General features: G+C 72.4%; 16 protein-coding genes. 13 read left to right on the top strand and 3 right to left on the bottom strand.

From position 1 onward, the window contains the following. The first annotated feature begins 2 nt into the window (after positions 1 to 2). Positions 3 to 1,037 carry an alanine racemase gene (locus ACH4J0_RS09380; RefSeq protein ID WP_396237909.1) on the top strand — a complete coding sequence of 345 codons (1,035 nt, stop codon included), beginning with the start codon at positions 3 to 5 and terminating at the stop codon, positions 1,035 to 1,037. A 7-nt stretch (positions 1,038 to 1,044) separates the two neighbouring features. On the opposite strand, the gene ACH4J0_RS09385 is transcribed toward ACH4J0_RS09380, so the two are convergent. After that, the gene (locus ACH4J0_RS09385; RefSeq protein ID WP_396237911.1) at positions 1,045 to 2,628 is read right to left on the bottom strand and encodes a glycosyltransferase family 87 protein; all 1,584 of its coding nucleotides are present in this window, start codon (positions 2,626 to 2,628) and stop codon (positions 1,045 to 1,047) included. Positions 2,629 to 2,796: 168 nt separating this feature from the next. Next, entirely contained in the window at positions 2,797 to 5,424 is a 2,628-nt protein-coding gene (locus ACH4J0_RS09390; protein ID WP_396237914.1) for a transglycosylase domain-containing protein, read from the bottom strand. A gap of 353 nt (positions 5,425 to 5,777) precedes the next feature. Here ACH4J0_RS09390 and ACH4J0_RS09395 point away from each other — a divergent pair, with 353 nt between their 5' ends. The 5 genes from ACH4J0_RS09395 to ACH4J0_RS09415 all read left to right on the top strand — a co-directional run bounded on the left by ACH4J0_RS09395 (position 5,778) and on the right by ACH4J0_RS09415 (position 11,014). Further along, positions 5,778 to 6,494, top strand: coding sequence for a PadR family transcriptional regulator (locus tag ACH4J0_RS09395; RefSeq protein ID WP_396237916.1), 717 nt, complete (start codon positions 5,778 to 5,780; stop codon positions 6,492 to 6,494). 127 nt (positions 6,495 to 6,621) lie between these two features. After that, positions 6,622 to 7,704 (top strand): inositol-3-phosphate synthase, encoded by a 1,083-nt coding sequence (locus tag ACH4J0_RS09400; protein WP_030278269.1) that lies wholly within the window; start codon positions 6,622 to 6,624, stop codon positions 7,702 to 7,704. 194 nt (positions 7,705 to 7,898) lie between these two features. Next, on the top strand, positions 7,899 to 9,233 hold the full coding sequence (locus ACH4J0_RS09405; RefSeq protein ID WP_396237918.1) for an MFS transporter: 1,335 nt from the start codon (positions 7,899 to 7,901) through the stop codon (positions 9,231 to 9,233). A gap of 134 nt (positions 9,234 to 9,367) precedes the next feature. After that, complete coding sequence (locus ACH4J0_RS09410; RefSeq protein ID WP_396237920.1) at positions 9,368 to 9,976, top strand: hypothetical protein; 609 nt, start codon at positions 9,368 to 9,370, stop codon at positions 9,974 to 9,976. A gap of 36 nt (positions 9,977 to 10,012) precedes the next feature. Continuing rightward, positions 10,013 to 11,014: a hypothetical protein gene (locus ACH4J0_RS09415; protein ID WP_396237922.1), complete on the top strand. Its 1,002-nt coding sequence runs from the start codon at positions 10,013 to 10,015 to the stop codon at positions 11,012 to 11,014. Between the two features lie 68 nt (positions 11,015 to 11,082). On the opposite strand, the gene ACH4J0_RS09420 is transcribed toward ACH4J0_RS09415, so the two are convergent. Next, the gene (locus ACH4J0_RS09420; RefSeq protein ID WP_396238271.1) at positions 11,083 to 12,507 is read right to left on the bottom strand and encodes a CCA tRNA nucleotidyltransferase; all 1,425 of its coding nucleotides are present in this window, start codon (positions 12,505 to 12,507) and stop codon (positions 11,083 to 11,085) included. A 364-nt stretch (positions 12,508 to 12,871) separates the two neighbouring features. Between ACH4J0_RS09420 and ACH4J0_RS09425 the strand changes: the two genes are divergently transcribed. The 7 genes from ACH4J0_RS09425 (at position 12,872) to trxA (ending at position 23,790) form a co-directional block, all read left to right on the top strand. Then, on the top strand, positions 12,872 to 15,397 hold the full coding sequence (locus ACH4J0_RS09425) for a DUF6049 family protein (protein WP_396237924.1): 2,526 nt from the start codon (positions 12,872 to 12,874) through the stop codon (positions 15,395 to 15,397). Between the two features lie 57 nt (positions 15,398 to 15,454). Next, the gene (gene murJ / locus ACH4J0_RS09430) at positions 15,455 to 17,935 is read left to right on the top strand and encodes a murein biosynthesis integral membrane protein MurJ (protein ID WP_396237926.1); all 2,481 of its coding nucleotides are present in this window, start codon (positions 15,455 to 15,457) and stop codon (positions 17,933 to 17,935) included. 304 nt (positions 17,936 to 18,239) lie between these two features. Continuing rightward, complete coding sequence (locus ACH4J0_RS09435) at positions 18,240 to 20,360, top strand: serine/threonine protein kinase (RefSeq protein WP_396237928.1); 2,121 nt, start codon at positions 18,240 to 18,242, stop codon at positions 20,358 to 20,360. A 43-nt stretch (positions 20,361 to 20,403) separates the two neighbouring features. Then, a complete protein-coding gene (gene sigM, locus ACH4J0_RS09440) occupies positions 20,404 to 21,174 on the top strand; it encodes an RNA polymerase sigma factor SigM (protein ID WP_396237930.1) in 771 nt (256 codons plus the stop codon). Next, positions 21,171 to 22,169, top strand: a complete 999-nt coding sequence (locus ACH4J0_RS09445; RefSeq protein WP_396237932.1) for an anti-sigma factor family protein — start codon at positions 21,171 to 21,173, stop codon at positions 22,167 to 22,169. Before sigM ends, ACH4J0_RS09445 begins: the two co-directional genes overlap by 4 nt. Positions 22,170 to 22,363: 194 nt before the next feature. Further along, complete coding sequence (trxB, locus tag ACH4J0_RS09450) at positions 22,364 to 23,332, top strand: thioredoxin-disulfide reductase (protein ID WP_396237934.1); 969 nt, start codon at positions 22,364 to 22,366, stop codon at positions 23,330 to 23,332. A 131-nt stretch (positions 23,333 to 23,463) separates the two neighbouring features. Beyond that, entirely contained in the window at positions 23,464 to 23,790 is a 327-nt protein-coding gene (trxA, locus tag ACH4J0_RS09455; RefSeq protein WP_030278258.1) for a thioredoxin, read from the top strand. The last annotated feature ends 14 nt before the right edge of the window (positions 23,791 to 23,804 follow it).

A 23,804-nucleotide genomic window follows, 5' to 3' on the forward strand; every position in this document is an offset into this window, starting at 1 on the left:
CGATGACGCTGTCGCTCTACCTCGACACCGAACGCTGGCGCACCCACCAGCGCTCCGTCCTCGCCGAGTTCCCCGGCCTGGTGCCGGTCGCCAAGGGGAACGGCTACGGCCTGGGCAACCACCGGCTGGCCGAGGAGGCGACACTGCTCGGCACCGGTGTGCTGGCCGTCGGCACCGCCTACGAGGCGGCCGACGCCGCCGAGTGGTACGGCGGCGAGCTGCTGGTGCTCACCCCCTACCGGGTCGGCGAGGAGGTGCTCCCGCTGCCGCACGCCCGGGTGATCCGGACGGTGGCCAGCGTGGACGCGCTGCGCTCGCTGCACGGCGCCCGGGTGGTGCTGGAGTGCATGACCACCATGCGCCGGCACGGCGTGAGCGCGGCGGACCTGCGCACGGTCGCCGCCGAGCTGGACGGCGTCTCCTTCGAGGGCCTCGCGCTGCACCTGCCGATGGACCGGCCGGACGGCTCCAGCCCGGTCGAGGAGGTCGCGTACTGGGTGGACACCGCCCTGGCGGCCGGCATCCCGGTGCACACCGTCTGGGTCAGCCACCTCGGTGCGGCCGGCATGGACCAGCTGGCCCAGCGCTACCCCGGCACGGTGTTCCGGGCCCGGATCGGCACCCGGCTCTGGCTGGGCGACCACGGCGCCCTGGAGGTCCGGGCCACGGTGCTGGACGTCACCCCGGTGAAGAAGGGCGACCGCTACGGCTACCGCCAGCACCCGGCGCCCGCCGACGGCCACATCCTGGTGGTCGCCGGCGGCACCGCGCACGGCATCGGCCTGGAGGCGCCCAAGTACGTGGCCAGCATGGGCGCCCGGGCCAAGGGCATCGCCCGGGCCGGCCTGGCGACCGTCAACAAGACCAAGTCGCCGTTCCACTGGGCGGGCAAGCAGCTCTGGTTCGCCGAGCCGCCGCACATGCAGGTCTCCCTGCTGTTCCTGGACGGGGAGACCGCGCCCCCCGCGATCGGCGAGGAGCTGGGCCTCCAGGTCCGGCACACCACCACCCACTTCGACCGCGTGGTGGACCGCTAGGCACGTCCTAGGACTCCCTCTCGGCCGGCTCCGACAGCCGTGGCTCGTCCAGCCACTGCTCGAAGGAGCCGGCCGACGCGTGTCCGGCGTAGCCCTCGCCCTCGTGCAGGTGGCGGGCGGTGCCGAGGGTGAACGCGTCCGGTGCGTGGTCGAGCACCCCGCCGGAGGGGTCGTCGCTGCCGTCCCAGCGGACCGGGTCGCGGTCCGGGTGGAGGGCGTCACGGACCACCAGCACGACCAGGTAGAGCGTGCCGAGCAGGTGCAGCACGATCGCGAAGTGGTACCACGGCTCGCCGATCCCGTGCTGCTTGGGCCCGGTGACGAAGCCCAGGTGCGACCAGATGCCGAGGGTGTACAGCACCTCGCAGGCCTGCCAGATCAGGATGTCGCGCCAGCGCGGCCGGGCCAGTGCCGCCAGCGGCAGCAGCCAGAGCGCGTACTGCGGCGAGTACACCTTGTTGACCAGCACGAACAGCGCGACCACCAGGAAGGCCAGCTGCGCGAACCGCGGCCGGCGGGGCACCGAGAGGCCGAGCCACGCTATGGCCGCGCAGCCCAGCACCATCAGTACGCCGATGTAGAGGTCGAGGTCGGCCAGACCCACCCCGCGGTTCTGCATCAGGATCAGCCAGAACGAGCCGTAGTCCTCGCCGCGGTGCTCGCTGAAGACGTAGAACGTCGACCAGCCCTGCCAGTTGGCCAGCATGATCGGCAGGTTGACCACCAGCCAGGCGCCCACGGCGCCGCCGAGCACCACGCGGAACTCGCGCCACTTCCCGGCCCGCCAGCAGAGCACCAGCAGCGGCCCGAGCAGCAGCAGCGGGTAGAGCTTGGCCGCGGTGGCCAGGCCGATGAAGACGCCGGCCCAACCCGGCCGGGAGTGGGCCCACCAGGCCATCGCCACGGCGGCCAGGGCGACCGCGAGCAGGTCCCAGTTGACGGTGCCGTTGAGCAGCACGATGGGCGAGAGCGCGAACAGCATCGCGTCCCAGGGGCGGCGGCGGTGGGTGCGCGACAGCGCGACCGCGGCGACCACCGCGCAGGCCATCAGCAGCCCGGCGTTGATCATCCAGAACCACTGCTCCTGGGCCTGCTCGGTGCCGCCGCCGGGCGTCAGCCAGGCCGCGACCTGCATGAACAGGCCGGTCAGCACCGGGTACTCGAGGTACTGGAGGTCCCCCGTGGTGCCGGGGATGCGGTCCACGTACGGGTGCAGCCCGGCGGAGAAGCCGCGGCCGGAGAACAGGTGCGGGATGTCGCTGTAGCAGGCGTGGATGTACTGCGGCGACCCCGGCTGGAACCAGGCCTGGTCGTAGCAGGGCAGGTCGCGCACCATGCCGAGCGCCGAGACCACGATCACCACCAGCGCCAGGACGCGCACCGGGATCCACCAGGAGACGCCGAGCAGCGCCCGCCGGCCGGGCGGGCCGCCGAACACCTCGCTGCCGGCCGCCGCCACCCGGTCCTCGTCGGCCGGGACGACCACGGTGTTGGCCGGTGGCGCGGCCGTGGCGACGGCTGCCGGGGTGGGCCCTGCGGCGGCGCCGGGCCCGTGCGGGCCGGCGGTTTCGTCACGATCGCTCGACGTCATGCCGGACATCCTGCCGCACCGGCCGCGCCGGGACGAGGAGGACCCCGCGGGGGCCCGGCGTGCGGACGGGGCGCGGGCGGCGAATCGTGACGAAAACGGCGGTGGCGGCCCTCCGAGGAGGACCGCCACCGCCGTTCTACCGTCTCGCCCCACCGGCCGGCCGGGCTGCTACCCGGCCGCTCCGCCGCCCTGGGCGCCGCCGGTACTGGTCGGGGACGGCTTGCCGCCGCCCGTACTGCCACCGCCGTTGCCGCCGCCGGGGCCACCGGGGGGCTGCGTCGACGGACAGTTGAAGATCAGGCAGGTGTTCGACGGCTTCGGGGTGTGGGTGGTGGCGGTCACCGTCGGGGTCGGCTGGCAGTCCACGCCCGGCACGCAGTTCCCGCCCGGGCCGGGCTGGGTCGGCTGCTGGGTCGGCTGCTGGACCGGCGCCTGGGTCTGGGCCGGGGCCGACGGGGTCTCCGACGCGGTCTGGGTGGGCATCGCCGAGGCCGTGGAGGGCGCGCCCGAGGAGTCCACCTCGGTGCCGACCGGCTGCGGGGTCGGGAAGTCCATCTTCTTCTCGTTGGCCAGCGCGGCCTTCATGTACCGGGTGAAGATGTCGGTGGGGATGTCACCGCCGTGGATGGACTTCTGGCCGCCGGTGCCGTTGAGCGACTCCCGGTCGTGCTTGCTCGGGTCCTCGCGCCACATCGCGACGCTGGTGACCAGCTGCGGGGTGTAGCCGACCCACCAGGCCGACTTGTTCTCGTCGGTGGTACCGGTCTTGCCGGCCACCGGGCGGCCCAGGGCGTTGGTCTTCGAGCCGGTGCCGTTCTTGGCCACGTTCACCAGCACGTCGGTGACGTTGTCGGCGACGGCCGGTTCCAACGCCACCTTGACGTCCTTCTTGCCGAAGCCCGGGCGCTCCTTGCCGTCCACCTCGACCTTGGTGACCGAGTAGGGCTCGGCCTCCTTGCCGCTGGCCGCCAGGGTGCCGTAGCCGGTGGCCATCCGGATCGGGCTGATGGTGGAGGTGCCCAGCGGGAAGGTCGCGGTCTTCGGGTCGGCCAGGCTCTCCCGCTTGATGCCCATCTGCACGGCCATGTCGGCCACGGCGGGGCCGCCGACGTCCTGGTTGAGCTGGACGAAGGGGACGTTGTACGACCACTGCATGGCCTGCCGCAGCGAGACGTAGCCGCGCTTGCCGGCGTCCTCGTTCTTCTGCCGGTAGGGCTTGCCGTCGTCGCCGATCACCAGCGAGCCGTCCGGCTTGCGGATCTCGGACATGTCGTCGGCGAGGTAGCGGCTGTCGGCGTTGATCCGCTTCGGCTTGCCGTCACTGTCCTTCGCGGTCTGCACGCCGACCTGCATCGCGGTGGCGAGCACGAAGGGCTTGAAGGTCGAGCCGACCTGGACACCGCCGGCGTTGGCGTTGTTGTCGAAGTGGCCGTTCTCCACGCCGTCACCGCCGTAGATGGCGACCATCGCGCCGTCGCCGGGGCGCAGGCTCGCGGCGCCGAACTGGACGAAGGTGTCGTTGTTGGGGCGCTTCTGCGGGTCGAGGTTCTCGGCCTTGACGTCGTCGACGGCCTTCTTCAGGGCGTCGACCTTGTCCTTCTCGAAGGTGGTGTAGATCTTCAGGCCGCCCTTGTCGATCATCTGCTGGGTGATCGACTTGTCGGTGGTCATCACGTACTGGTTGGCGGTGTCGACCAGGTAGCTGATCTCACCGTTCATGTTGGAGCTGGCCTTCACCGGGATCGGTTCGGGGAAGGTGGTGCACTTCGCCCGCTCCTCCGCAGTGGCGTTGTGGGTGATCACCATCCGGTCCAGGATCCACTTCCAGCGCTCCACGGCCCGGTCGTGGTTGCCCGGCCTGGAGGGGTCGTAGTAGTTCGCGCCCTTCAGCAGTCCGGCGAGCATGGCGCTCTGGCAGAGGTTCAGGTCCTTGGCGTTGACTCCGTAGTACGCCTGGGCGGCGGCCTGGGCGCCGTTGGCGTTGCGGCCGAACCAGCTGGTGTTGAGGTAGCCCTTGAGGATGTCCTCCTTGCCCATCGTCTGGTTGATCTTCAGCGTGATGAAGAACTCCTTCAGCTTGCGGCTGATGGTCTGTTCCTGGCTGAGGTAGGCGTTCTTGACGTACTGCTGGGTGATCGTCGAGGCGCCCTGGGTCTCGCCGCCCTTCGCCATGTTGTAGACGGCGCGCAGCATGCCCTTGGGGTCGATGCCGCTGTCGGTGCGGAAGGTCTCGTTCTCGGCCGAGATGACGGCGTTCTGCAGGTTGGGGCTGATGTCGTTGAGCTCGACGATCTGGCGGTTGGTGTCGCCCTTGCGGGTCATCTCCGTGCCGTCGGCCCAGTAGTAGATGGTGTTCTGCTCCTTCACCAGGTCCTTGAGCTGCGGGACCGTGGTGGTCTGGTAGAGGTAGAACACGACGCCCACGCCGGTGGCGAAGAACAGCAGGAAGGCGCTCAGCCACTGCTTCCAGGACGGCAGCCAGCGCCGGATGCCGGTCTTGCCGAACCGCGGGTAGTCGATGAAGCGCTTCTTGCCGGGGCCGGCGGCGGCCGCGGCGGAAGCGGCGGCGGCACCGCGCCGGCCACCGCCCTTGCCCTTCTTCTGCGCGGCCTTGCGCATCTCGGCACGGCCCATCCGGGGCTGCTGGGCGGTCTCCCGGACACCGGGCTGGCGTCGGCGGGCGAGCCCGTCCGAGCCCAGCTCGTCGGGTCCGGGACCACCCCGACGACCTCCGCCTCCCGGGGGCTGCTGCCCGTCACCGCCCGGGTTGGGCGTCCTTCGCCGTCGCTCGCTCATGTTCTCAGCCGCTCCTCGCCAGGCCTTTTCGGCCTGAAGGCAGGGTTCCTGTCCGATGCCCGGACCGCCCTAACCCCGGAGGTTGGTCCTCGTGCACACGCGACAGCGTACGCAGCGCTGAAATACAACTAATCGGGCATCAGTCGCCAATAACCGCAAAACGGCGACAGATCATTACATGCCCGTTGCCAAGCCCACCCGCGCGTCGGCTTGTGATCACATTCACGCGTGCCCCCCTTGCCCGTTCCGGGGGTCGGGTTTACTGTTCTCGATATATCGAGCCGATACATCGAAGCGGTATACCGCCGGTGCAGCGGCCGCAGCGAAGGTCGAGAGGGAGGAGGACGACGGCAGTGGGCAGGCGCTCAGGAGTGCTGGAGTTCGCCGTTCTCGGTCTGCTCCATGACGCCCCGATGCACGGTTACGAGCTGCGCAAGCGGCTCAACATCCTGCTCGGCGCGCTGCGGGCGCTCTCCTACGGAACGCTCTACCCGTGCCTGAAGAGCCTCGTCGCCCAGGGTTTCCTGGTCGAGGACAACCCGGACGTCGAGTACGTCCCGGCCACCGCGCTCAACGGCAAGCGGTCGAAGATCGTCTACCGGCTCTCCCCCGAGGGCAAGCAGCGCTTCGAGGAGCTGCTCGCCGACTCCGGCCCGGACGCCTGGGAGGACGAGCGCTTCGGCGTCCACTTCGCCTTCTTCGGCCAGACCGACCGGGCCGTCCGGATGCGCGTCCTGGAGGGACGCCGCAGCCGGCTGGAGGAGCGGCTGGAGCGGATGCGCGGCTCGCTGGCCCGCGCCCGTGAGCGGTTCGACGACTACACCGTCGAACTCCAGCGGCACGGCCTGGAGTCGGTGGAACGCGAGGTCCGGTGGCTCAACGAGCTGATCGAGACCGAACGGGCCAACCGCACCGGGCGGACCGGGCCCGCCACCGGCGCGCCCGCCGGTAGCCCCGGTACCACCGCCGTACCCCACACGACTTCGGACGGCCGTGGCCAGGAGACCGGGTCGCGCGACCCGTCCGGGCCACCGTACGACCGCCCGGGGCGCTCCGCCCAGGAGCGCTGACACCGCGTCAGCCCCGTGCCGCGCGGCAGGAGTGGGCGCCTCGCGCCCGTACAAGCAGTCATTCGGAGAAGCAGGACGAGTGCCGTCGACCCCGACGGCCCTCATGAGATCACAGGGAGCAACCGGAATGGGTTCGGTTCGCGTAGCCATCGTGGGCGTGGGCAACTGCGCCGCGTCGCTGGTGCAGGGTGTCGAGTACTACAAGGACGCCGACCCGGCCGGCAAGGTCCCCGGGCTGATGCACGTCCAGTTCGGTGACTACCACGTCCGTGACGTGGAGTTCGTCGCCGCCTTCGACGTCGACGCCAAGAAGGTCGGCTTCGACCTGGCCGACGCCATCGGCAACAGCGAGAACAACACCATCAAGATCTGCGACGTCCCGCCGACCGGCGTGACCGTCCAGCGCGGCCACACCCTCGACGGCCTGGGCAAGTACTACCGGGAGACCATCGAGGAGTCGGACGAGGCCCCGGTCGACGTCGTCCAGGTCCTCAAGGACAAGCAGGTCGACGTCCTGGTCTGCTACCTGCCCGTCGGTTCCGAGGACGCGGCGAAGTTCTACGCCCAGTGCGCCATCGACGCCAAGGTCGCCTTCGTGAACGCCCTGCCGGTGTTCATCGCGGGCACCAAGGAGTGGGCGGACAAGTTCACCGAGGCCGGCGTGCCGATCGTCGGTGACGACATCAAGTCCCAGGTCGGCGCCACCATCACGCACCGCGTGATGGCCAAGCTGTTCGAGGACCGCGGTGTCATCCTCGAGCGCACCATGCAGCTGAACGTCGGCGGCAACATGGACTTCAAGAACATGCTCGAGCGCGAGCGCCTGGAGTCCAAGAAGATCTCCAAGACCCAGGCCGTCACCTCGCAGATCCGCGACCGCGAGCTGGGCGCCAAGAACGTCCACATCGGTCCCTCGGACTACGTGGCCTGGCTGGACGACCGCAAGTGGGCCTACGTCCGCCTCGAGGGCCGCGCGTTCGGCGACGTCCCGCTGAACCTGGAGTACAAGCTCGAGGTCTGGGACTCCCCGAACTCCGCCGGTGTCATCATCGACGCCGTGCGCGCCGCGAAGATCGCCAAGGACCGCGGCATCGGCGGCCCGATCCTGTCGGCCTCCTCGTACTTCATGAAGTCCCCGCCGGTGCAGTACTTCGACGACGAGGCCAAGGAGAACGTCGAGAAGTTCATCCGCGGCGAGGTCGAGCGCTGAGCGCAGCTCGGTTCGCGACTGTCGGACACCTTGCGCTGAGCGCAGCTCGGTTCGCGACTGTCGGACACCTTGCGCCGAGCTGACCGCTCATAACGCGACCGAAGGGCTCACGATCATCCGATCGTGAGCCCTTCACGTTTCCGCAGCGAATGTTTCACGTGAAACGGCGACCGGATCCATGGCACTCTGGGCGGGTGGCGATCACCGAGAACGGCAGCATCCACCAGTCCGCGCACCGCGCCACGCTCCTCGGTCTGCTCCGCGGCCGGGACTTCCGTCGGCTGCTCACCGCCCGGGTGCTCTCCCAGCTCTCGGACGGCGTCTTCCAGGTCTCGCTCGCCGCCTACGTGGTCTTCTCCCCCGAGAAGCAGTCCTCCCCCGCCGACATCGCCTCGGTGCTGGCCGTGATGCTGCTGCCGTTCTCGGTGATCGGCCCGTTCGCCGGGGTGCTGCTGGACCGCTGGCGCCGCCGCCAGGTGCTGTACTTCGGCAACCTGGCCCGCTTCGGACTGGGACTGGGCACCGGTGCCCTGCTCCTGGTCGAGGCTCCGACCTGGATGTTCTTCGCCTCGGCACTGCTGGTCACCGCGCTCAACCGGTTCATCCTGGCCGGCCTGTCCGCCGCCCTGCCCCGGGTGGTCGAGCAGGACACCCTGGTCACCGCCAACGCCCTCTCCCCCACCCTTGGAACGGTCGCCGCCGCCTCGGGCGGGGGCATCGGCTTCCTGCTGCACCAGGTGATGGCGCCCGGGCCGAAGGCGGACGCGGCGCTGGTCACCGTCGCCTCGCTGCTCTACCTGTCGGCCGCGCTGGCCGCCCGCAGGATGGACCGTGACCTGCTCGGCCCGGAGCGGCACGGCGACCACCCGGCACTCGGCCAGGCACTGAAGCGGGCCGCCGTCGAACTCGGCGCCGCCGTGCGCCACCTGGTGCGGGACCGCCGCCCCGCCGTGCACGCGCTGGCCGCCGTCACCGCGGCCCGGTTCTGCTACGGCGTGCTGATCGTGGTCGTGGTGATGCTCGCCCGGTACACCTTCAACGACCCGACCGACAGCGCCGCCGGACTGGCCACGCTCGGCCAGGCGGTCGGCCTGTCGGCCGCCGGGTTCTTCATCGCCGCGCTGGTCAGCCCCTGGTGCACCCGCCGGCTCGGTCTGGCCGGCTGGATGACGGCCTGCCTGCTCGCCCCGGTGGTCTTCGTCCCCGCGCTGGGTCTGTTCTTCGCCCCGATCCCCTGCCTGGCCGCCGCCCTGCTGCTCGGGGTGGTCACCCAGGGCACCAAGATCTGCGCCGACACCGTGGTGCAGGAGTCGGTCGAGGACGAGTTCCGCGGCCGGGTCTTCGCCATCTACGACGTGCTGTTCAACGTCGCCTTCGTGGCCGCCGCCCTGGTCACCGCACTGGTGCTGCCGCTGTCCGGCCGCTCGGTCACGGTGGTCGTCGGGGTGGCCGTGGTGTACGCGCTGACCGCGGTGCTCTACCTGCGGGCCGCCCGCCGGTCCGCACCGCTGCCCGGCGACGGCCACTGAAACCGTCCGGTACCGGAACCGCAACCACCGTGTCCCGATGTCCCTTGTGGACGCCGGACCGATTGCGTCCGACCGAGTCGCTAAGGTACGTAAACCTGTCGGAGCGACAGCACTCGGTCTCGGGGGACGAACTGATGAGCACACCGACCGGCCCGTACGGGCCGCCGCCACCCGCCACGCCCGGGTACGGTCCGCCCCCGCCCACGTACGGCGCCCCACCGCCCTACGGGCAGCAGCCGCCCGCCCCGCAGCCGTACCCGCAGAACCCGTACGCCCAGAACCCGTACGCCCAGGCGCCGCAGCCGCAGCAGCCGTACGCGCAGCAGCCGCCCGCCGGGCCGTACGGCTACCCGCAGCCCGCTCCGGTGGCCGCGCCGCCCCCGGCCAAGCGCACCGGGCGGTCCAAGCTGCGGATCGCCGGACTGGTCGGCGGCTGCGCCGTGCTCGCGGCCGGCTACTTCCTGAGCGGCCCGAGCGTCAGCAGCGCCAAGCCCGGTGACTGCGTCCGGGTGAGCGGCTCGCGCGATGTGGAAGTCGTCAACTGCACCGACTCCAAAGCCAATTACAAGGTGCTGTCGAAGTTCACCGGCACCACCGACGTGACCCGCTGCCGACAGACCCCGCAGACCACCAGTGCCGTATCGGGCAAGAGCGGACGCCGCTGGAACAAGACGCGGTACGTGCTCTGCCTCGGCCCGCTGACCCCCACCACCGGCGGCTACCCGCCGGTCAAGAAGTCCTGACCCCTTCCGCCACCATCCTGCTCCCGGGGGACCCCCTTGTCCGTTCCGCCTCCGCCCCAGACGCCCTACGGCCCGCCACCCGGTGACGGCAACCCGTACGCCGGCGGTCCGTACGGCGCACCGCCCCCGCCGGGGTACGGCTACCCGGGCCCCCCGCCCCCGGAGCAGCCCTACGGCGCCCAGCCGGCCGGCTACGGCTACCCTCCGCCTTACCCGATGGACGGGGAGCACTGCCGCTTCTGCGGCGGCTTCCCCGCCGTACGCGCGACCGTCCGCGGCCACCAGGGCCTGGTAGTCGCGTTCCGGATGCTGCGGATGCACGGACCGTTCTGCCACACCTGCGGAACGGCCACCGTGCGCGACATGTCCGCCCGGACGCTCGTCCAGGGCTGGTGGAGCTGGGTGTCACCGCTGCTGACCCTGATCACCCTGCTGATGAACCTCGGCGCCCACAACCGGATCAAGCGGCTGCCCCCGCCGGTGCCGGGCACCCACGGACCGCAGCTCGACCCGGGCGCCCCGCTGGGCAGCCGCCCGCACATGGCGATGCTGCTGGTGCCGCTCTCCCTGCTGACCACCGGGATCCTGGTCGTCACCGGCGTGATCGGCCCGAAGGGCGGCACCCCGGTCGCCTCGCCGACGTCGATCGACACGGTCACCTCATCGCCGTCACCGTCGCCGTCGCCCACCTTCGGCTACACCCCGCCGCCCCCGCTGCCGTCCTTCACCATGCCGTCCTTCACCATGCCGAGCATCACCCTGCCGCCGGTCTCCACCCCGACCGATCCGAGCGACGCGGTGGACGACGCCAAGGCCGGCGACTGCCTGCGCAACGACGGGACCAGCGCCGACCACCCGAAGATCACCGTGATGCCCTGCACCGACGCCAAGGCGCAGTACAAGGTGGTCTACAAGTACCCCGCCACCTCGGACGAGAAGGTCTGCCAGAAGCAGCCCAAGTCGGACAGCTCGTACACCCGCACCTACTCGAACTTCCCCGCGCTGGACTACGTGCTCTGCCTCAAGCACCTCAAGTGATCCCGCGCACGGACGAGGGGCGGCACCCGCATCGGGGCCGCCCCTCGCCGCGTCGTCGCCGCGTCGTGTCAGCCCTGCTGCTCGGCCCACCAGGCCCGCAGCGCCGCGACCGCCTGGTCGGGCTCCATCGGGCCGTGCTCCAGCCGCAGTTCGAGCATGTGCTTGTACGCCTTGCCGACCTGCGGGCCGGGCTTCAGTCCGAGCAGCTCCATGATCTGGTTGCCGTCCAGCGCCGGCCGGACGGCGTCCAGCTCCTCCTGCGCCTTCAGCTCGGAGATCCGCTGCTCCAGGCCGTCGTAGGTGCGCGACAGCGCGGCCGCCTTCTTCTTGTTGCGGGTGGTGCAGTCGGAGCGGGTCAGCTTGTGCAGGCGCTCCAGCAGCGGTCCGGCGTCGGTGACGTAGCGGCGCACCGCGGAGTCGGTCCACTCGCCGCCGCCGTAGCCGTGGAAGCGCAGGTGCAGCTCGACCAGGCGCGAGACGTCCTCGGTGAGCTCCTTGGAGTACTTGAGCTCGCGCATCCGCTTGCGGGTCATCTTGGCGCCGACCACCTCGTGGTGGTGGAAGGAGACCCGGCCGTCCGACTCGAAGCGGCGGGTGCGCGGCTTGCCGATGTCGTGCAGCAGCGCGGCCAGCCGCAGGGTGAGGTCCGGGCCGTCCTGCTCCAGGTCGATGGCCTGCTCCAGGACGGTCAGGGAGTGCTCGTAGACGTCCTTGTGCCGGTGGTGCTCGTCCCGCTCCAGCTTCAGCGCGGGCAGCTCCGGCAGCACGTGCCCGGCCAGGCCGGTGTCGACCAGCAGCCGCAGGCCCTTCACCGGGTGCTCGGCCAGCAGCAGCTTGTTCAGCTCGGCCTGCACCCGCTCGGCCGAGACGATGGTGATCCGCTCGGCCATCGCGGTCATCGCGGCGACCACCTCGGGCGCCAGGTCGAAGTCCAGCTGCGCGGCGAAGCGGGCGGCCCGCATCATCCGCAGCGGGTCGTCGGAGAAGGACTCCTCGGGGGTGGCGGGGGTGCGCAGCACCCGGGCCTCCAGGTCCTCCAGGCCGTGGTGCGGATCGACGAAGCCGCGGCCCGGCAGGTCGACGGCCATCGCGTTGACCGTGAAGTCCCGGCGGACGAGGTCCTGCTCGATGGTGTCGCCGTAGGTCACCTCGGGCTTGCGGGAGGTGCGGTCGTACGCCTCGGAGCGGTAGGTGGTGATCTCGATCAGGAAGGAGCCCTCGGGGGTGTCCTTGCGGGCGCCGACGGTGCCGAAGGCGATGCCGACGTCCCAGACCGCGTCCGCCCAGCCCTTGACCAGCTTGAGCACCTGCTGCGGGCGGGCGTCGGTGGTGAAGTCCAGGTCGTTGCCGAGCCTGCCGAGCAGCGCGTCCCGCACCGACCCGCCGACCAGGGCCAGCCGGTGACCGGCCGCGTGGAACCGGCGGGCGATCTCGTCGGCCACCGGCGAGACCCGCAGCAGCTCTTGCAGCCCCAGGGCCTGGGCCTCGCTCAGGCCTGGGACGACCTGGGTCGCGGTGCTGGAACGATCGGTGCGCGCGGTGGACTCATTGGCAGTGGACACGGCTCACAAGGGTACGTGCCCCGGAAGGTCAACCGCCCGCGCGTTTCGGGCGTCTCATCCCACAGCCCGCAACACTGCACGCCAGGCTGGATCGTTACCATGCCGGTGGACGGATCGCGGACACCGGAACCGGGGATGCGGTGTCGCGTGCCGCCGCCGTGCCGACGGGATCTCCCGCGGCAGCCGGGTGGCGTACAGCGTCGAGCGAAGAACATCGAGCGGGAACGTCCGGCACCAGCGCCGGGCGGACAGCATCAGCAGCGAGCGATCGAACAGAACGGCGAGGGCGAATCGAGTGAGTGAGCCGGCACGGCACTCGGGCCTGGGGGCGCACCGACGGCCCGGACGGGCCACGGGCCCCGACGGACGTCCCGCCGACGGAGGGAGCCCGGGCCGCCTCGCCCGCCGCTTCGCCGCCGCCTGCGCGGCCGCCCTGACCCTGTTCACCGCCGCCCCCGCGACGGCGCTGCCGACCGGCGGCGACATCCGCCCGGCCGCCGACGCCGCGGCCACCGCGGAGTACCCGGTGACGCTGACCATCGAGACGGTGACCCCGCAGCTGGCCGTCCCCAACGGCACCGTGTCCATCACCGGCCACGTCGCCAACGCGGGCAAGTCGGCCCTGAAGGGCGCCCACGCGGCGGTCCGCAAGCCGGTCTCCAGCAAGCCCCTGCAGCGGCGCAGCGAGCTCCAGGGCGTGGCCTCCCGCACCACGCCGAGGGGCGACGACGGCACCGAGCTGGACAGCCCGCAGTACGCGCTGCCGGAGCTGAAGCCGGGCCAGAGCCTGCCGTACACCCTGAGCGTCGCGGTGAGCGACCTCGGGCTGTCCGAGAGCGGCGTCTACGAGCTCGCGGTGGACGCCTGGGGCTCGACCGCCGACAACCCGCGCGACCGGGCCCTGGGCATCGCCCGGACCTTCCTGCCCTTCACCACGGGCGGCACCGACGCCCAGCCGACCAAGGTCACCACGCTCTGGCCGCTGGTGCACGCGCCGGTGCTGGCCGCGCAGACCGCCGCCGACAACGACCAGACTCTCCCGGTGCTGCGCGACGACAGCCTGGCCGCCGAGTTCGCACCGGGCGGCCGGCTGTACGAGCTGGTCGACACCGGCTCCAAGCTGCCCGGGCTGACCTGGGTGATCGACCCGGACCTGCTGGACGCCGCGTTCGCGATGACCGGCAAGTACCGGGTGCAGAAGCCGGGCAGCGAGGCGGCGGGCAAGCCCGCCAAGGAGGACAACACCGTCTCCCACGACGCCTCGCCAGCCGCCGAGGCCTGGCTGAACAAGCTGCGCGCGGCCGTCGCCAAGTCCGGCAACCAGGTCATCGCGCTGCCGTACGCCGACCCCGACCTCGCCTCGATCGCCCACAACGGCGCCGACCTGGCCGGCATGGGCACCGCCCTGGACAAGGCGGCCACCGCCGGCCGGCTGACCGTCGAGGGCCGACTCTCCGTGGACACCCGCTCCGACGTGGCCTGGCCGTACCAGGGCTACCTCGACCAGCAGATCGCCGGCATCGCCCGGCAGGCGGGCAGCAGCCTGGTGCTGGTCAACGGCGCGAGCATGCCCGAGCCGGACTCGATCAACTACACCCCGACCGCGGTCCGCCCGATCGGCAACGGGCAGAGCGCCGTCGTCGCCGACGACACGGTCTCCTCGCTCTTCCAGAAGGACCTGAGCGCCCCGAAGGACCAGACCGACACGACCCAGCGCTTCCTGGCCGAGACCTTCACGATCACCCACGAGCAGCCGCAGAACCAGCGCGGCCTGCTGGTCATGCCGCCGCGCGAGATGACCGCCGCCACCGCCAAGGTGCTGGCGGGCGCGCTGCAGACGGCGACCGACAAGTGGCTGACCCCGGTGAAGCTGGACGCGCTGGCCCAGTCCGCGCCGGACCCGAAGGCCAACACCGCCGTCCCGTCCTCCGCCGACTACCCGACCCAGGCCCGGGTCTCCGAGCTGCCGGCCGACGCCCTGAGCGGCACCGACACGATCCAGCAGAACCTGGACGTCCTGATGCGGGTGCTGACCCTGCCCCAGCGGGTGCGCGGCCCGTTCAGCGCCGCCATGGTCCGCTCGCTGTCCACCGAGTGGCGCCCCCAGACGCCGGCGGGGGAGAACTACCGCCGGGGCGTCGACAAGTACCTGACGGAGCTCACGAACGCCGTCCAGGTGCCGCCGAAGAAGGTGGTCACCCTGGCCGGGAACACCGGTCAGCTCCAGGTCAGCGTGCGCAACGACCTCACCCAGACGGTCACCAACCTGAAGCTGCAGCTCACCTCGTACCAGCCGAACCGGCTGTGGGTCGGCAAGCCGGAGGAGCTGGTCCTCCCCGCCTCGCAGAGCATCACCCTGCGCTTCAACGCCGAGGCCCGCAACAACGGCCCGGTCACCATGATCGCCCAGCTGTACACCACCGGCCCCGACTCCAAGCCGTACGGCGCCCCCCAGATGTTCAGGGTCGAGGTGACCTCGGTGACCAACGGGGTGCTGTACGTCTTCGCCGGCGCCGCCGTGCTGCTGGTGCTGGCCGCGCTGCGCTTCTTCCGCCAGCGCAAGCGGCGCGGCGGTCAGCCGCACGAGGACGGCGACCAGCCGGTCGGCGACGGCCCGGCGACGGACGGCCCGGACGGCGCCGCCGAGGCCGAGCCGGAGGGCCCGGAGGAGCCGGGGGCCGCCGTGCCGGACCGCGCCGAGGACCCGGCCGAGGACCCCGTCGAGGACGACTCCGCGGCCGACGGTCCCGCGCAGACACCGCGCGCCAGCAGCCCGGATGGCCGGGATCGGACCGCCGGTGATGAGAAGGTTGGTCCTTGATACCGCCGACACCCCGCAACGCCGGGCCGGCCTCCCCCACGACAGCGAAGAGGTGACATGACCGGGCGCAGCGAGGAGCGGCCGCCGGGCCGCGGTGAGAGCCGGCCGGGCGCCGAGTCGCCGTCCGGCGACTGGTACGTGGCCGACACCTACGCCCAGGACCCGTACGCGGCAGAGGCGTACGGGACCGCGCAGGACGGCCAGGACCCGTACGGAATGCAGGCCGGGCGGCCCGCCGCGGCGCCGCCGCCGGCCACCGCGTACGACGTGCCGCCGCAGCTCCCGCCGCAGGGCGGCGGCTACCCGACCCCGGTGCCGTCGACGCCGTTCTCGCCCCCGGTGCCGCCCGTGCAGCCCGGTTGGGACACTCCCTCCGCGCAGAGCGGCTGGCCGCAGCAGGCCGGTCCGGCCGCCGCGCAGTGGGGCGGCGTCGAGCAGCCGCAGCCCCAGTGGCAACCGGGTCCGGCGCACTCCGCCTGGGACAGCGAGACCACCGAGTACGTCGGGGTGGACGCGCTGTTCGGCGGCGGCCAGGCCGAGGCCACGGGCCCGCAGCCGGTGCCCCAGCCCTCCCCGGTGCAGCCCGTCCAGCCGGTGCAGCCGGTGCAGCCGGTCGCGCCGGTGCCCCCGGGCGCCCAGATGCCCCCGGGCGCCCGCGCGCCGTACCCGTCGGTCGGCGGCGGCTACCCAGGGCAGCCCCAGCACGGCGCCCCGGAGGGGCAGCGCCCCTTCGTGCCGCCGATCGAGTTCGACCCGCCGCTCTCCGAGGACGAGGCCACCATGCAGGTGGCCGCCGTCGCGGTGCCCCCGGCGGTCGAGCCGCGGGCGGACCTCGCCGAGGACCGGACCGCGGAACCCACGGCCGCGCCCGGGTCCGCTCCGGCGGCCGGCGGCGGCAAGGTCGCCAGCCTGCTGAACTCCAGCGCGATCATGGCGGCCGGCACCCTGGTCTCCCGCGGCACCGGCTTCCTGCGCACCATGGTGATCGCCGGCGCGATCGGCATCTCGGTCATGGGTGACTCGTACAACGCGGCGAACACCCTGCCGACCCTGCTGTACATCCTGATCGGCGGCGGCGCGCTGAACGCGGTCTTCGTGCCGCAGCTGGTGCGCAGCATGAAGAACGACGAGGACGGCGGCACCGCCTACGCCAGCCGGCTGCTCACCCTGGTGATGGTCGGGCTCGGCGCGGTGGTGGTCCTCACGGTGGCCGCGGCGCCGCTGCTGGTCCAGGTCATCTCGCACGAGATGATGACCGACCCGTCCCGCGCGGACACCACGGTGGCACTGGCCAGGTACTGCCTGCCGACCATCTTCTTCATGGGCATCCACGTGGTGATGGGCCAGATCCTCAACGCCCGCGGCCGGTTCGGCGCGATGATGTGGACCCCGGTCCTCAACAACATCGTGGTGATCTTCACCTTCGGCGCGTACATCTGGGTCTACGGCGGCTACGGCACCACCGGGGTCTCCCCCGGGACCATCAGCCCCGAGGGCATCCGGTTGCTCGGCCTCGGCACCCTGATCGGCCTCGCGGTCCAGTCGCTGGCGATGATCCCGTACCTGCGGGCGGCCGACTTCCGCTTCAGGCCGCGCTTCGACTGGCGCGGCCACGGCCTGGGCAAGGCCGCCCGGCTGGCCAAGTGGACCTTCTTCTTCGTGCTCGCCAACCAGGCCGGCTACCTGGTCATCACCCAGCTGGCCACGGCGGCCGGCAACGCCGCCGAGAAGACCGGCCACCAGGGCGTCGGCCTCTCGGCCTTCTCCAACGCCCTGCTGATCTGGCAGCTCCCGCAGGCCGTCATCACCGTCTCGATCATGAGCGCGGTGCTTCCCCGGCTCTCCCGGGCGGCAGCCGACGAGGACGCCGGAGCCGTCCGCGACGACCTGTCGTACGGGCTGCGCACCACCGCGGTGGCGGTCGTCCCGGCGGCCTTCCTGTTCCTGGCTCTCGGCCCGGCGATCGGCCGCTCGATCTACGCGGTCGGCGGCGGCAGCACGGCGCTGGACAACGCGACCAACCTCGGTCTGATGCTCTCGGCCTTCGCGCTCGGGCTGATCCCGTATTCGGCCCAGTACGTGATGCTGCGCGGCTTCTACGCCTACGAGGACACCCGGACGCCGTTCTCCAACACCGTCTGGGTGGCGGCCTGCCAGGCCGGCTTCTCGCTGATCTGCTGGGTCGCGCTGCCCTCCCAGTGGGTCGTGACCGGGATGGCCTTCGGATACGGCCTCGCGTACGCCGTCGGAGTGACGGTCGCGCTGCCCAAGTTGAAGAAGCGGATCGGCGGGCTGGACACCAAGCGGATCGGCAAGACCTACAGCCGGCTGGCCACCGCCTGCGTCCCGGCGGCGCTGGTCGGGCTCGGCGTCAGCCTGGCGGTCCAGCAGGTGCTCGCGGGCTGGGCGGGCAGCGTGCTGTCGGTGGTCCTGGCCGGCGCACTCCAGATGCTGGTGTTCGTGTTCATCGCGAAGCGCCTGCGGATCGAGGAGCTGAACGCCATGCTGGGCATGGTCCGCGGCCGGCTGGGCCGCTGACCGACCGGCCAACCGCCCGGACGGGCGGGCGCCCTGACCGGGCGTCAACCTCGGAGACCACCGCCTCCGCCCGTCCGGCCGGTTTCCGGGCCGCCCCCGCTGCCGGGAACGCCCGAGCCGCGACGTGGCGGCCCGGTGTCCGATCTGCACGACATCTCTCCACCCGTGGGCAACCGAGCGGACGTCTCAGCGGTCGTACCCGGTGGAGAAGAGTGGGCACAATTGTCCTGGAGCACCGGGCGGCCTATCCGCGCGCTCCAGCGACTCTCTCGGCCGGGGCGACACAAGGGGAGGCAGGACCACGGTGGCTGATGGCACCAAGGCGGTCGTCGACACGTCAGCAGCTGACGCGGCGGCGGACGAGGCCGCGCTGGCTGCGGCGATCGACGAGCTCGGGGGCGGGAAGACCGCCCCGGCGGGCACCGCCGACGCCCCCTCCGCGGACACCCCGACGGCCGGCACCACGGCCGACACCACGGCCGGCTCCACGGCGACCTCCGAAACCGGCTCCACGGCCCGCTCCGAAACCGGCTCCACCGCCGGCTCCGAGGACGGTTCCGAGGCCACCGCCGAAGCCGGTCCCGAGTCCGGGCCCGAGGCCGGGTCCACGGCCCGCGACGAGGACGCTCCCGCCGACGACGACCGGGACGCCGAGCCGGCCCGGGAGGCCTCCGTCAGCGAGGAGACCTCGGAGATCACCGCCCCGCTCTCGGTCCACGAGATCGCCGCCGAACTGGCGGCCGGCACCCCGCGGAAGAAGCCCGCCCCCGCGCCCGAGCCCGCCTCCGACAAGCGCCGCCCGACCGACCCCCAGCCCACGGTCGACCCGCGCGACACCGCCACTCTCCCGCGCACCCTCCCCGCGCCGATGCGGCACAGCGGCGACAAGATCGGCAACCGCTACCTGCTGGAAGAGTGCATCTCCCAGACCGAGACCTTCAGCAGCTGGCGCGCCGTCGACGAGAAGCTGCGCCGGGCCGTCGGCGTCCACCTGATGGCCTCCGGCCACCAGCGCGCCCGCAAGGTGCTGGCCGCCGCCAAGTCCGCCGCCCTGCTGGGCGACCCGCGCTTCGTCCAGGTGCTGGACGCCGTCCAGGAGGGCGAGCTGGTCTTCGTCGTGCGGGAGTGGCTGCCGCACGCCTCCGACCTCGCCAAGCTGCTCGCGAACGGGCCGATGGAGCCGCACGAGGCGTACCAGATGGTCCGCCAGGTCGCCGACGCCGTCGCCGCCGCCCACCGCCGCGGCCAGGCCCACCTGCGGCTCACCCCGCGCTGCGTGCTGCGCACCGACAGCGGCCAGTACCGGATCAACGGCATCGCGGTGGACGCCGCCCTGCGCGGACTGCCCCCGGAGGACTCCACCGAGGACGCCCAGCGCACCGACACCCGGGCGATCGGCGCCCTGCTGTTCGCCGCGCTCACCCACCGCTGGCCGTACCCCGAGGACCGTTACGACCTCAAGGGGCTGCCCAGGGGCCTGCAGAACGCCGCGCCGGACCAGGTCCGGGCGGGCGTCCACAAGGGCCTGTCCGAACTCGCGGCGCGCGCCCTGTTCGACCACCCGCCGCACCACGCCGAGCCGATCACCACCCCGGAGGAGCTGGTCCGGGCGATCGCGCAGATGCCCCGGATCCGCCAGCCCGAGCCCGAGCTGCCGGCCTACCCGGCCCCGCCCCGGCACAACACCCACGCCCTGCCGACCGCGCCCAACCCCACCCGGGTCGCCGACACGACGGTCGCCCCGCTGCCGGCCTCCTCCCGGCCGACCGCCGCCCGGCGCACCAAGCGCCGGCTGCGCCGGGTGGTCAAGGCCACCGCCTGGACGGTCGCGCTCGGCGCGATCGGCGTCGCCTCCTGGCAGTTCGTCGGCAGCCTGCGCAACGCCGGCCAGGCCGTCGCCACCCCCCAGCCCTCGATCAGCAGCGCCGCACCGAGCCCGCACGGGACGACGACGCACGCACGGGTTCCGATCGCCATCAAGGACGCCCAGGTGTACAACCCGGAGGGCGACGGGGCCCAGGGCAGGGACACCCTCGGCAAGGCCTTCGACGGAGACCCCAACACCTCCTGGAACACCGGCTGGTTCCGCGACCAGCTCGGCCCCAAGCTGCCCTCCCTCCAGTCGGGCATCGGCCTGCTGGTCGACCTCGGCTCGCAGCAGTCGGTCTCCTCGGTGAACGTGCAGTTCCTCGGCGGGGAGCAAGCCGCGGAGTTGCGGGTCCCCACCGCCGGCGCCGCGACCAATCCCGCGGGGGCCAAGCTGGACGCCTTCACCGTCGTCGGCAAGAAGAGCGGCCCCGACGCCGAGTACACCCTCGACTCACCGATCACCACGCGTTACCTCTTGATCTGGCTGACCGCTCTGGCCAAGGATGACGACGGCAACTACCGCGGCCACGTCGCCGAGGTGAAGGTCTCCGGCTGACCGCACGGTCCGCGGACCGGAACGACTTCGAGGAGTCCGAGGGGTGACGGTGGCGGACGACGACGCGACGCTGCTCGCCCGGCACGTCGCCGGTGACCAGCAGGCCTTCGGACTGCTGGTGAACCGCCACCGCGACCGGCTCTGGGCGGTCGCCCTGCGCACCCTGGGGGACCGCGAGGAGGCCGCGGACGCCCTCCAGGACGCCCTGGTCTCCGCCTTCCGCGCCGCCCCCGGCTTCCAGGGCCGCTCGGCGGTCACCACCTGGCTCCACCGGATCGTGGTCAACGCCTGCCTGGACCGCGCCCGGCGCAGCGCCACCCGGCGCACCACCCCGCTGGGCGACGACCCGCAGCGGCTGGACAACCTGGTCGGCACCGCCGAGCCGGCCGACTCCCCGGTGGTCCGCGCCGAGGTGCACCGCGAGCTGACCGCGGCCCTCGCCGAGCTGCCCGTCGAACAGCGGGCCGCGCTGGTCCTGGTCGACATGCAGGGCTACCCCGTCGCCGAGGCCGCCGAGCTGCTGGGCGTCCCGGTGGGCACGGTGAAGAGCCGCTGCGCGCGGGGCCGGGCCCGACTGCTGCCGCTGGTCCGACACCTGCGCGAAACGGACGGCGGAGCGCGCGGCGGGCCGGATGTTTCACGTGAAACGCCGGGGCGCGGAACGCCGGAACGCCGGGTCTCCGGCTCACCCGGCGCGGCCCCGCCGCCACGCCACGACGCCGCCCGGGGGAACCCGACCGGCCCCCGCACCGTCACAGGGACAGGCCCGAGCACCGGCCGCACGATGCTGGAAGGAGATGCGAGCACGCGATGACCGCCCCCCTCTCCTCCCCCGAGCCCGGCGCCCACCCCTCCGTCGACGAACTCGCCGACCTCGCCGAGGGCCTGGTCGAGTCCGCCGAGGCCGCCCGCGCGCTGCACCGGCACCTGGACGGCTGCACGGAGTGCCGCGCGACCGCCGACGCCCTGACCGAGGTGCGGGCGCTGCTCGGCGCCGACGAGCCCGAGCCGATGCCCGCCGACGTCGCCGCCCGGCTGGACGCCGCCCTCGCCGAAGCGGCCCGCACCGACCACCACTCCGCGGCCGGGACGGCGCAGCACCCGCAGGCGAGCCCCCGGCAGGCCCCCGCCACCGGCCCACGGACGGACGCCCCCGCCGCACCCGTACGGGCCGCTCCGGCGCCCTCCGCGCCCCCGTCCCGCCCCGCCTCCCCCTCCGGCCCCGTCTCCTCCTCCGGCCCCGGTCCGTCCGGGCCCGGCCGGCCCCGGCCCCGCCGCCGACGGTTCGCCGTGCTGCTCGGCGCGGCCGCCGCGCTGGCCGCCTTCGGCCTCGGCGGCGCCCTGCTGCTGGACCACTCGGAGCACTCCGGTTCCTCGGCCGCATCTGCCGCATCGGCCGCCTCGGTCGGCGTCCCCGGCGACCAGAGCGCCCGCACCCCGCACTTGGCGGGCCCGGGCACCGTCTACCGGGAGGACCAACTAGCCGCGCAGGTCCAGCAGTTGCTGGACCGGTCCGGCACCGATCCCGGTCTGCGCGCCACCGGGCCTGCCAGGTCCGGCGCCGCCCCCGCCGAGGGCGTCCGGCCGGAGCTCTCCGGTCCGGCCTCGCCGACCGTTCCCGCCTCCCCCGCCTCCTGCCAGGCCCCAGCCCCCGGCACCCCGCTGGTCACCGACCGGGGCAGCTACCAGGGTTCCCCGGTCGAGGTCCTGGTCTACCCGGCGCCCGGCCGGCCCGGGTTCGTGGACGTCTACCTGCGGTCCCCCGACTGCGGGCCGGTCGTGCTGCACCGGACCGTCCCCGGCCACTGAGCGACCGTTCCCAGCCACCGGCAAGCCGTTCCCATGCGATCGACGACCAGGACGCCACGCCGCTTCCGGAGTTCGGGCGCCTGGTACTGATCCGCCTGGGAATGCGAGAGACTGGTCAGTCGTTGTCCCGGGCGGCGGAGCAGGACCGCCCTCCCCGCAGCAAACGCGGGTCGCGATGCGAACCAGGAGAAGCAGTGAGCGACGTCCGTAACGTGATCATCATCGGTTCCGGCCCGGCCGGGTACACGGCTGCGCTCTACACGGCCCGTGCCTCCCTCAAGCCGCTGGTCTTCGAGGGGGCCGTCACCGCCGGTGGTGCGCTGATGAACACCACCGAGGTCGAGAACTTCCCGGGCTTCCGGGACGGCATCATGGGCCCCGAGCTGATGGACAACATGCGGGCGCAGGCCGAGCGCTTCGGCGCCGAGCTGATCCCGGACGACATCGTCGCGGTCGACCTCACCGGTGACATCAAGACCGTCACCGACTCCGAGGGCAACGTGCACAAGGCCCGCGCCGTGATCGTCACCACCGGCTCCCAGCACCGCAAGCTGGGCCTGCCGAACGAGGACAAGCTCTCCGGCCGCGGCGTCTCCTGGTGCGCGACCTGCGACGGCTTCTTCTTCCGCGACCAGGACATCGCGGTGGTCGGCGGCGGCGACACGGCCCTGGAGGAGGCGACCTTCCTCTCCCGCTTCGCCAGGAGCGTCACGATCATCCACCGCCGTGACACCCTCCGCGCCTCCAAGGCGATGCAGGAGCGCGCCTTCGCCGACCCGAAGATCCGCTTCGAGTGGGACAGCGCGGTCGAGGCCATCCACGGCGACCCGAAGCTGACCGGCGTCACCCTGCGCGACACCACCACCGGCGAGACCCGCGAGCTGGCGGTCACCGGCCTGTTCATCGCGATCGGCCACGACCCGCGCACCGACCTGTTCAAGGGCCAGCTGGAGCTCGACGCCGAGGGCTACCTGAAGGTCGACGCCCCCTCGACCCGGACCAACGTGGAGGGCGTCTTCGGCGCCGGCGACGTCGTGGACCACACCTACCGTCAGGCCATCACCGCCTCCGGCACCGGTTGCTCCGCCGCGCTGGACGCCGAGCGCTACCTGGCCGCGCTGGACGACGCGGAGAACAAGGCCGCCGCCGCCGTCGCGGTCTGACCCCCAAGCCGAACGAACCCCGCGGGGGTGTTCCACGTGAAACACCCCCGCCCCGGCCAGGCAGAAACAGAACGGGCCCGCCCGTTGTTCACCTGGCAGCAGCCCCCTCCGTCCTAACCCGAGGAGTTCCCGTGGCCGGCGCCACCACCACCGTCACCGACGCGACGTTCAAGTCCGACGTCCTGGAGAGCGACAAGCCCGTACTGGTCGACTTCTGGGCCACCTGGTGCGGCCCGTGCCGCCAGGTCGCCCCGATCCTGGAGGAGATCGCGGCCGAGCAGGGCGACAAGCTGACCGTTGCCAAGCTCGACGTGGACGCCAACCAGGTGACCGCCGCCGAGTACAACGTCATCTCGATCCCGACCCTGATCCTCTACAAGGGCGGCCAGCCGGTGAAGCAGATCACCGGTGCCCGTCCGAAGGCCGCGCTGCTGCGCGAGCTGGACGGCCTGATCTAGGTCCACCGGTCACC

It is taken from the genome of Kitasatospora sp. NPDC017646 (assembly GCF_044329365.1).
Taxonomy (GTDB): domain Bacteria; phylum Actinomycetota; class Actinomycetes; order Streptomycetales; family Streptomycetaceae; genus Kitasatospora.

What these genes read in the sequence shown, in the direction of transcription:
- ACH4J0_RS09380 (WP_396237909.1), top strand. Translation starts at nt 3, where the DNA reads ATGACGCTGTCGCTCTACCTCGACACCGAACGCTGGCGCACCCACCAG.
- ACH4J0_RS09385 (WP_396237911.1), bottom strand. Translation starts at nt 2,628, where the DNA reads ATGACGTCGAGCGATCGTGACGAAACCGCCGGCCCGCACGGGCCCGGC.
- ACH4J0_RS09390 (WP_396237914.1), bottom strand. Translation starts at nt 5,424, where the DNA reads ATGAGCGAGCGACGGCGAAGGACGCCCAACCCGGGCGGTGACGGGCAG.
- ACH4J0_RS09400 (WP_030278269.1), top strand. Translation starts at nt 6,622, where the DNA reads ATGGGTTCGGTTCGCGTAGCCATCGTGGGCGTGGGCAACTGCGCCGCG.
- ACH4J0_RS09410 (WP_396237920.1), top strand. Translation starts at nt 9,368, where the DNA reads ATGAGCACACCGACCGGCCCGTACGGGCCGCCGCCACCCGCCACGCCC.
- murJ (WP_396237926.1), top strand. Translation starts at nt 15,455, where the DNA reads ATGACCGGGCGCAGCGAGGAGCGGCCGCCGGGCCGCGGTGAGAGCCGG.
- ACH4J0_RS09445 (WP_396237932.1), top strand. Translation starts at nt 21,171, where the DNA reads ATGACCGCCCCCCTCTCCTCCCCCGAGCCCGGCGCCCACCCCTCCGTC.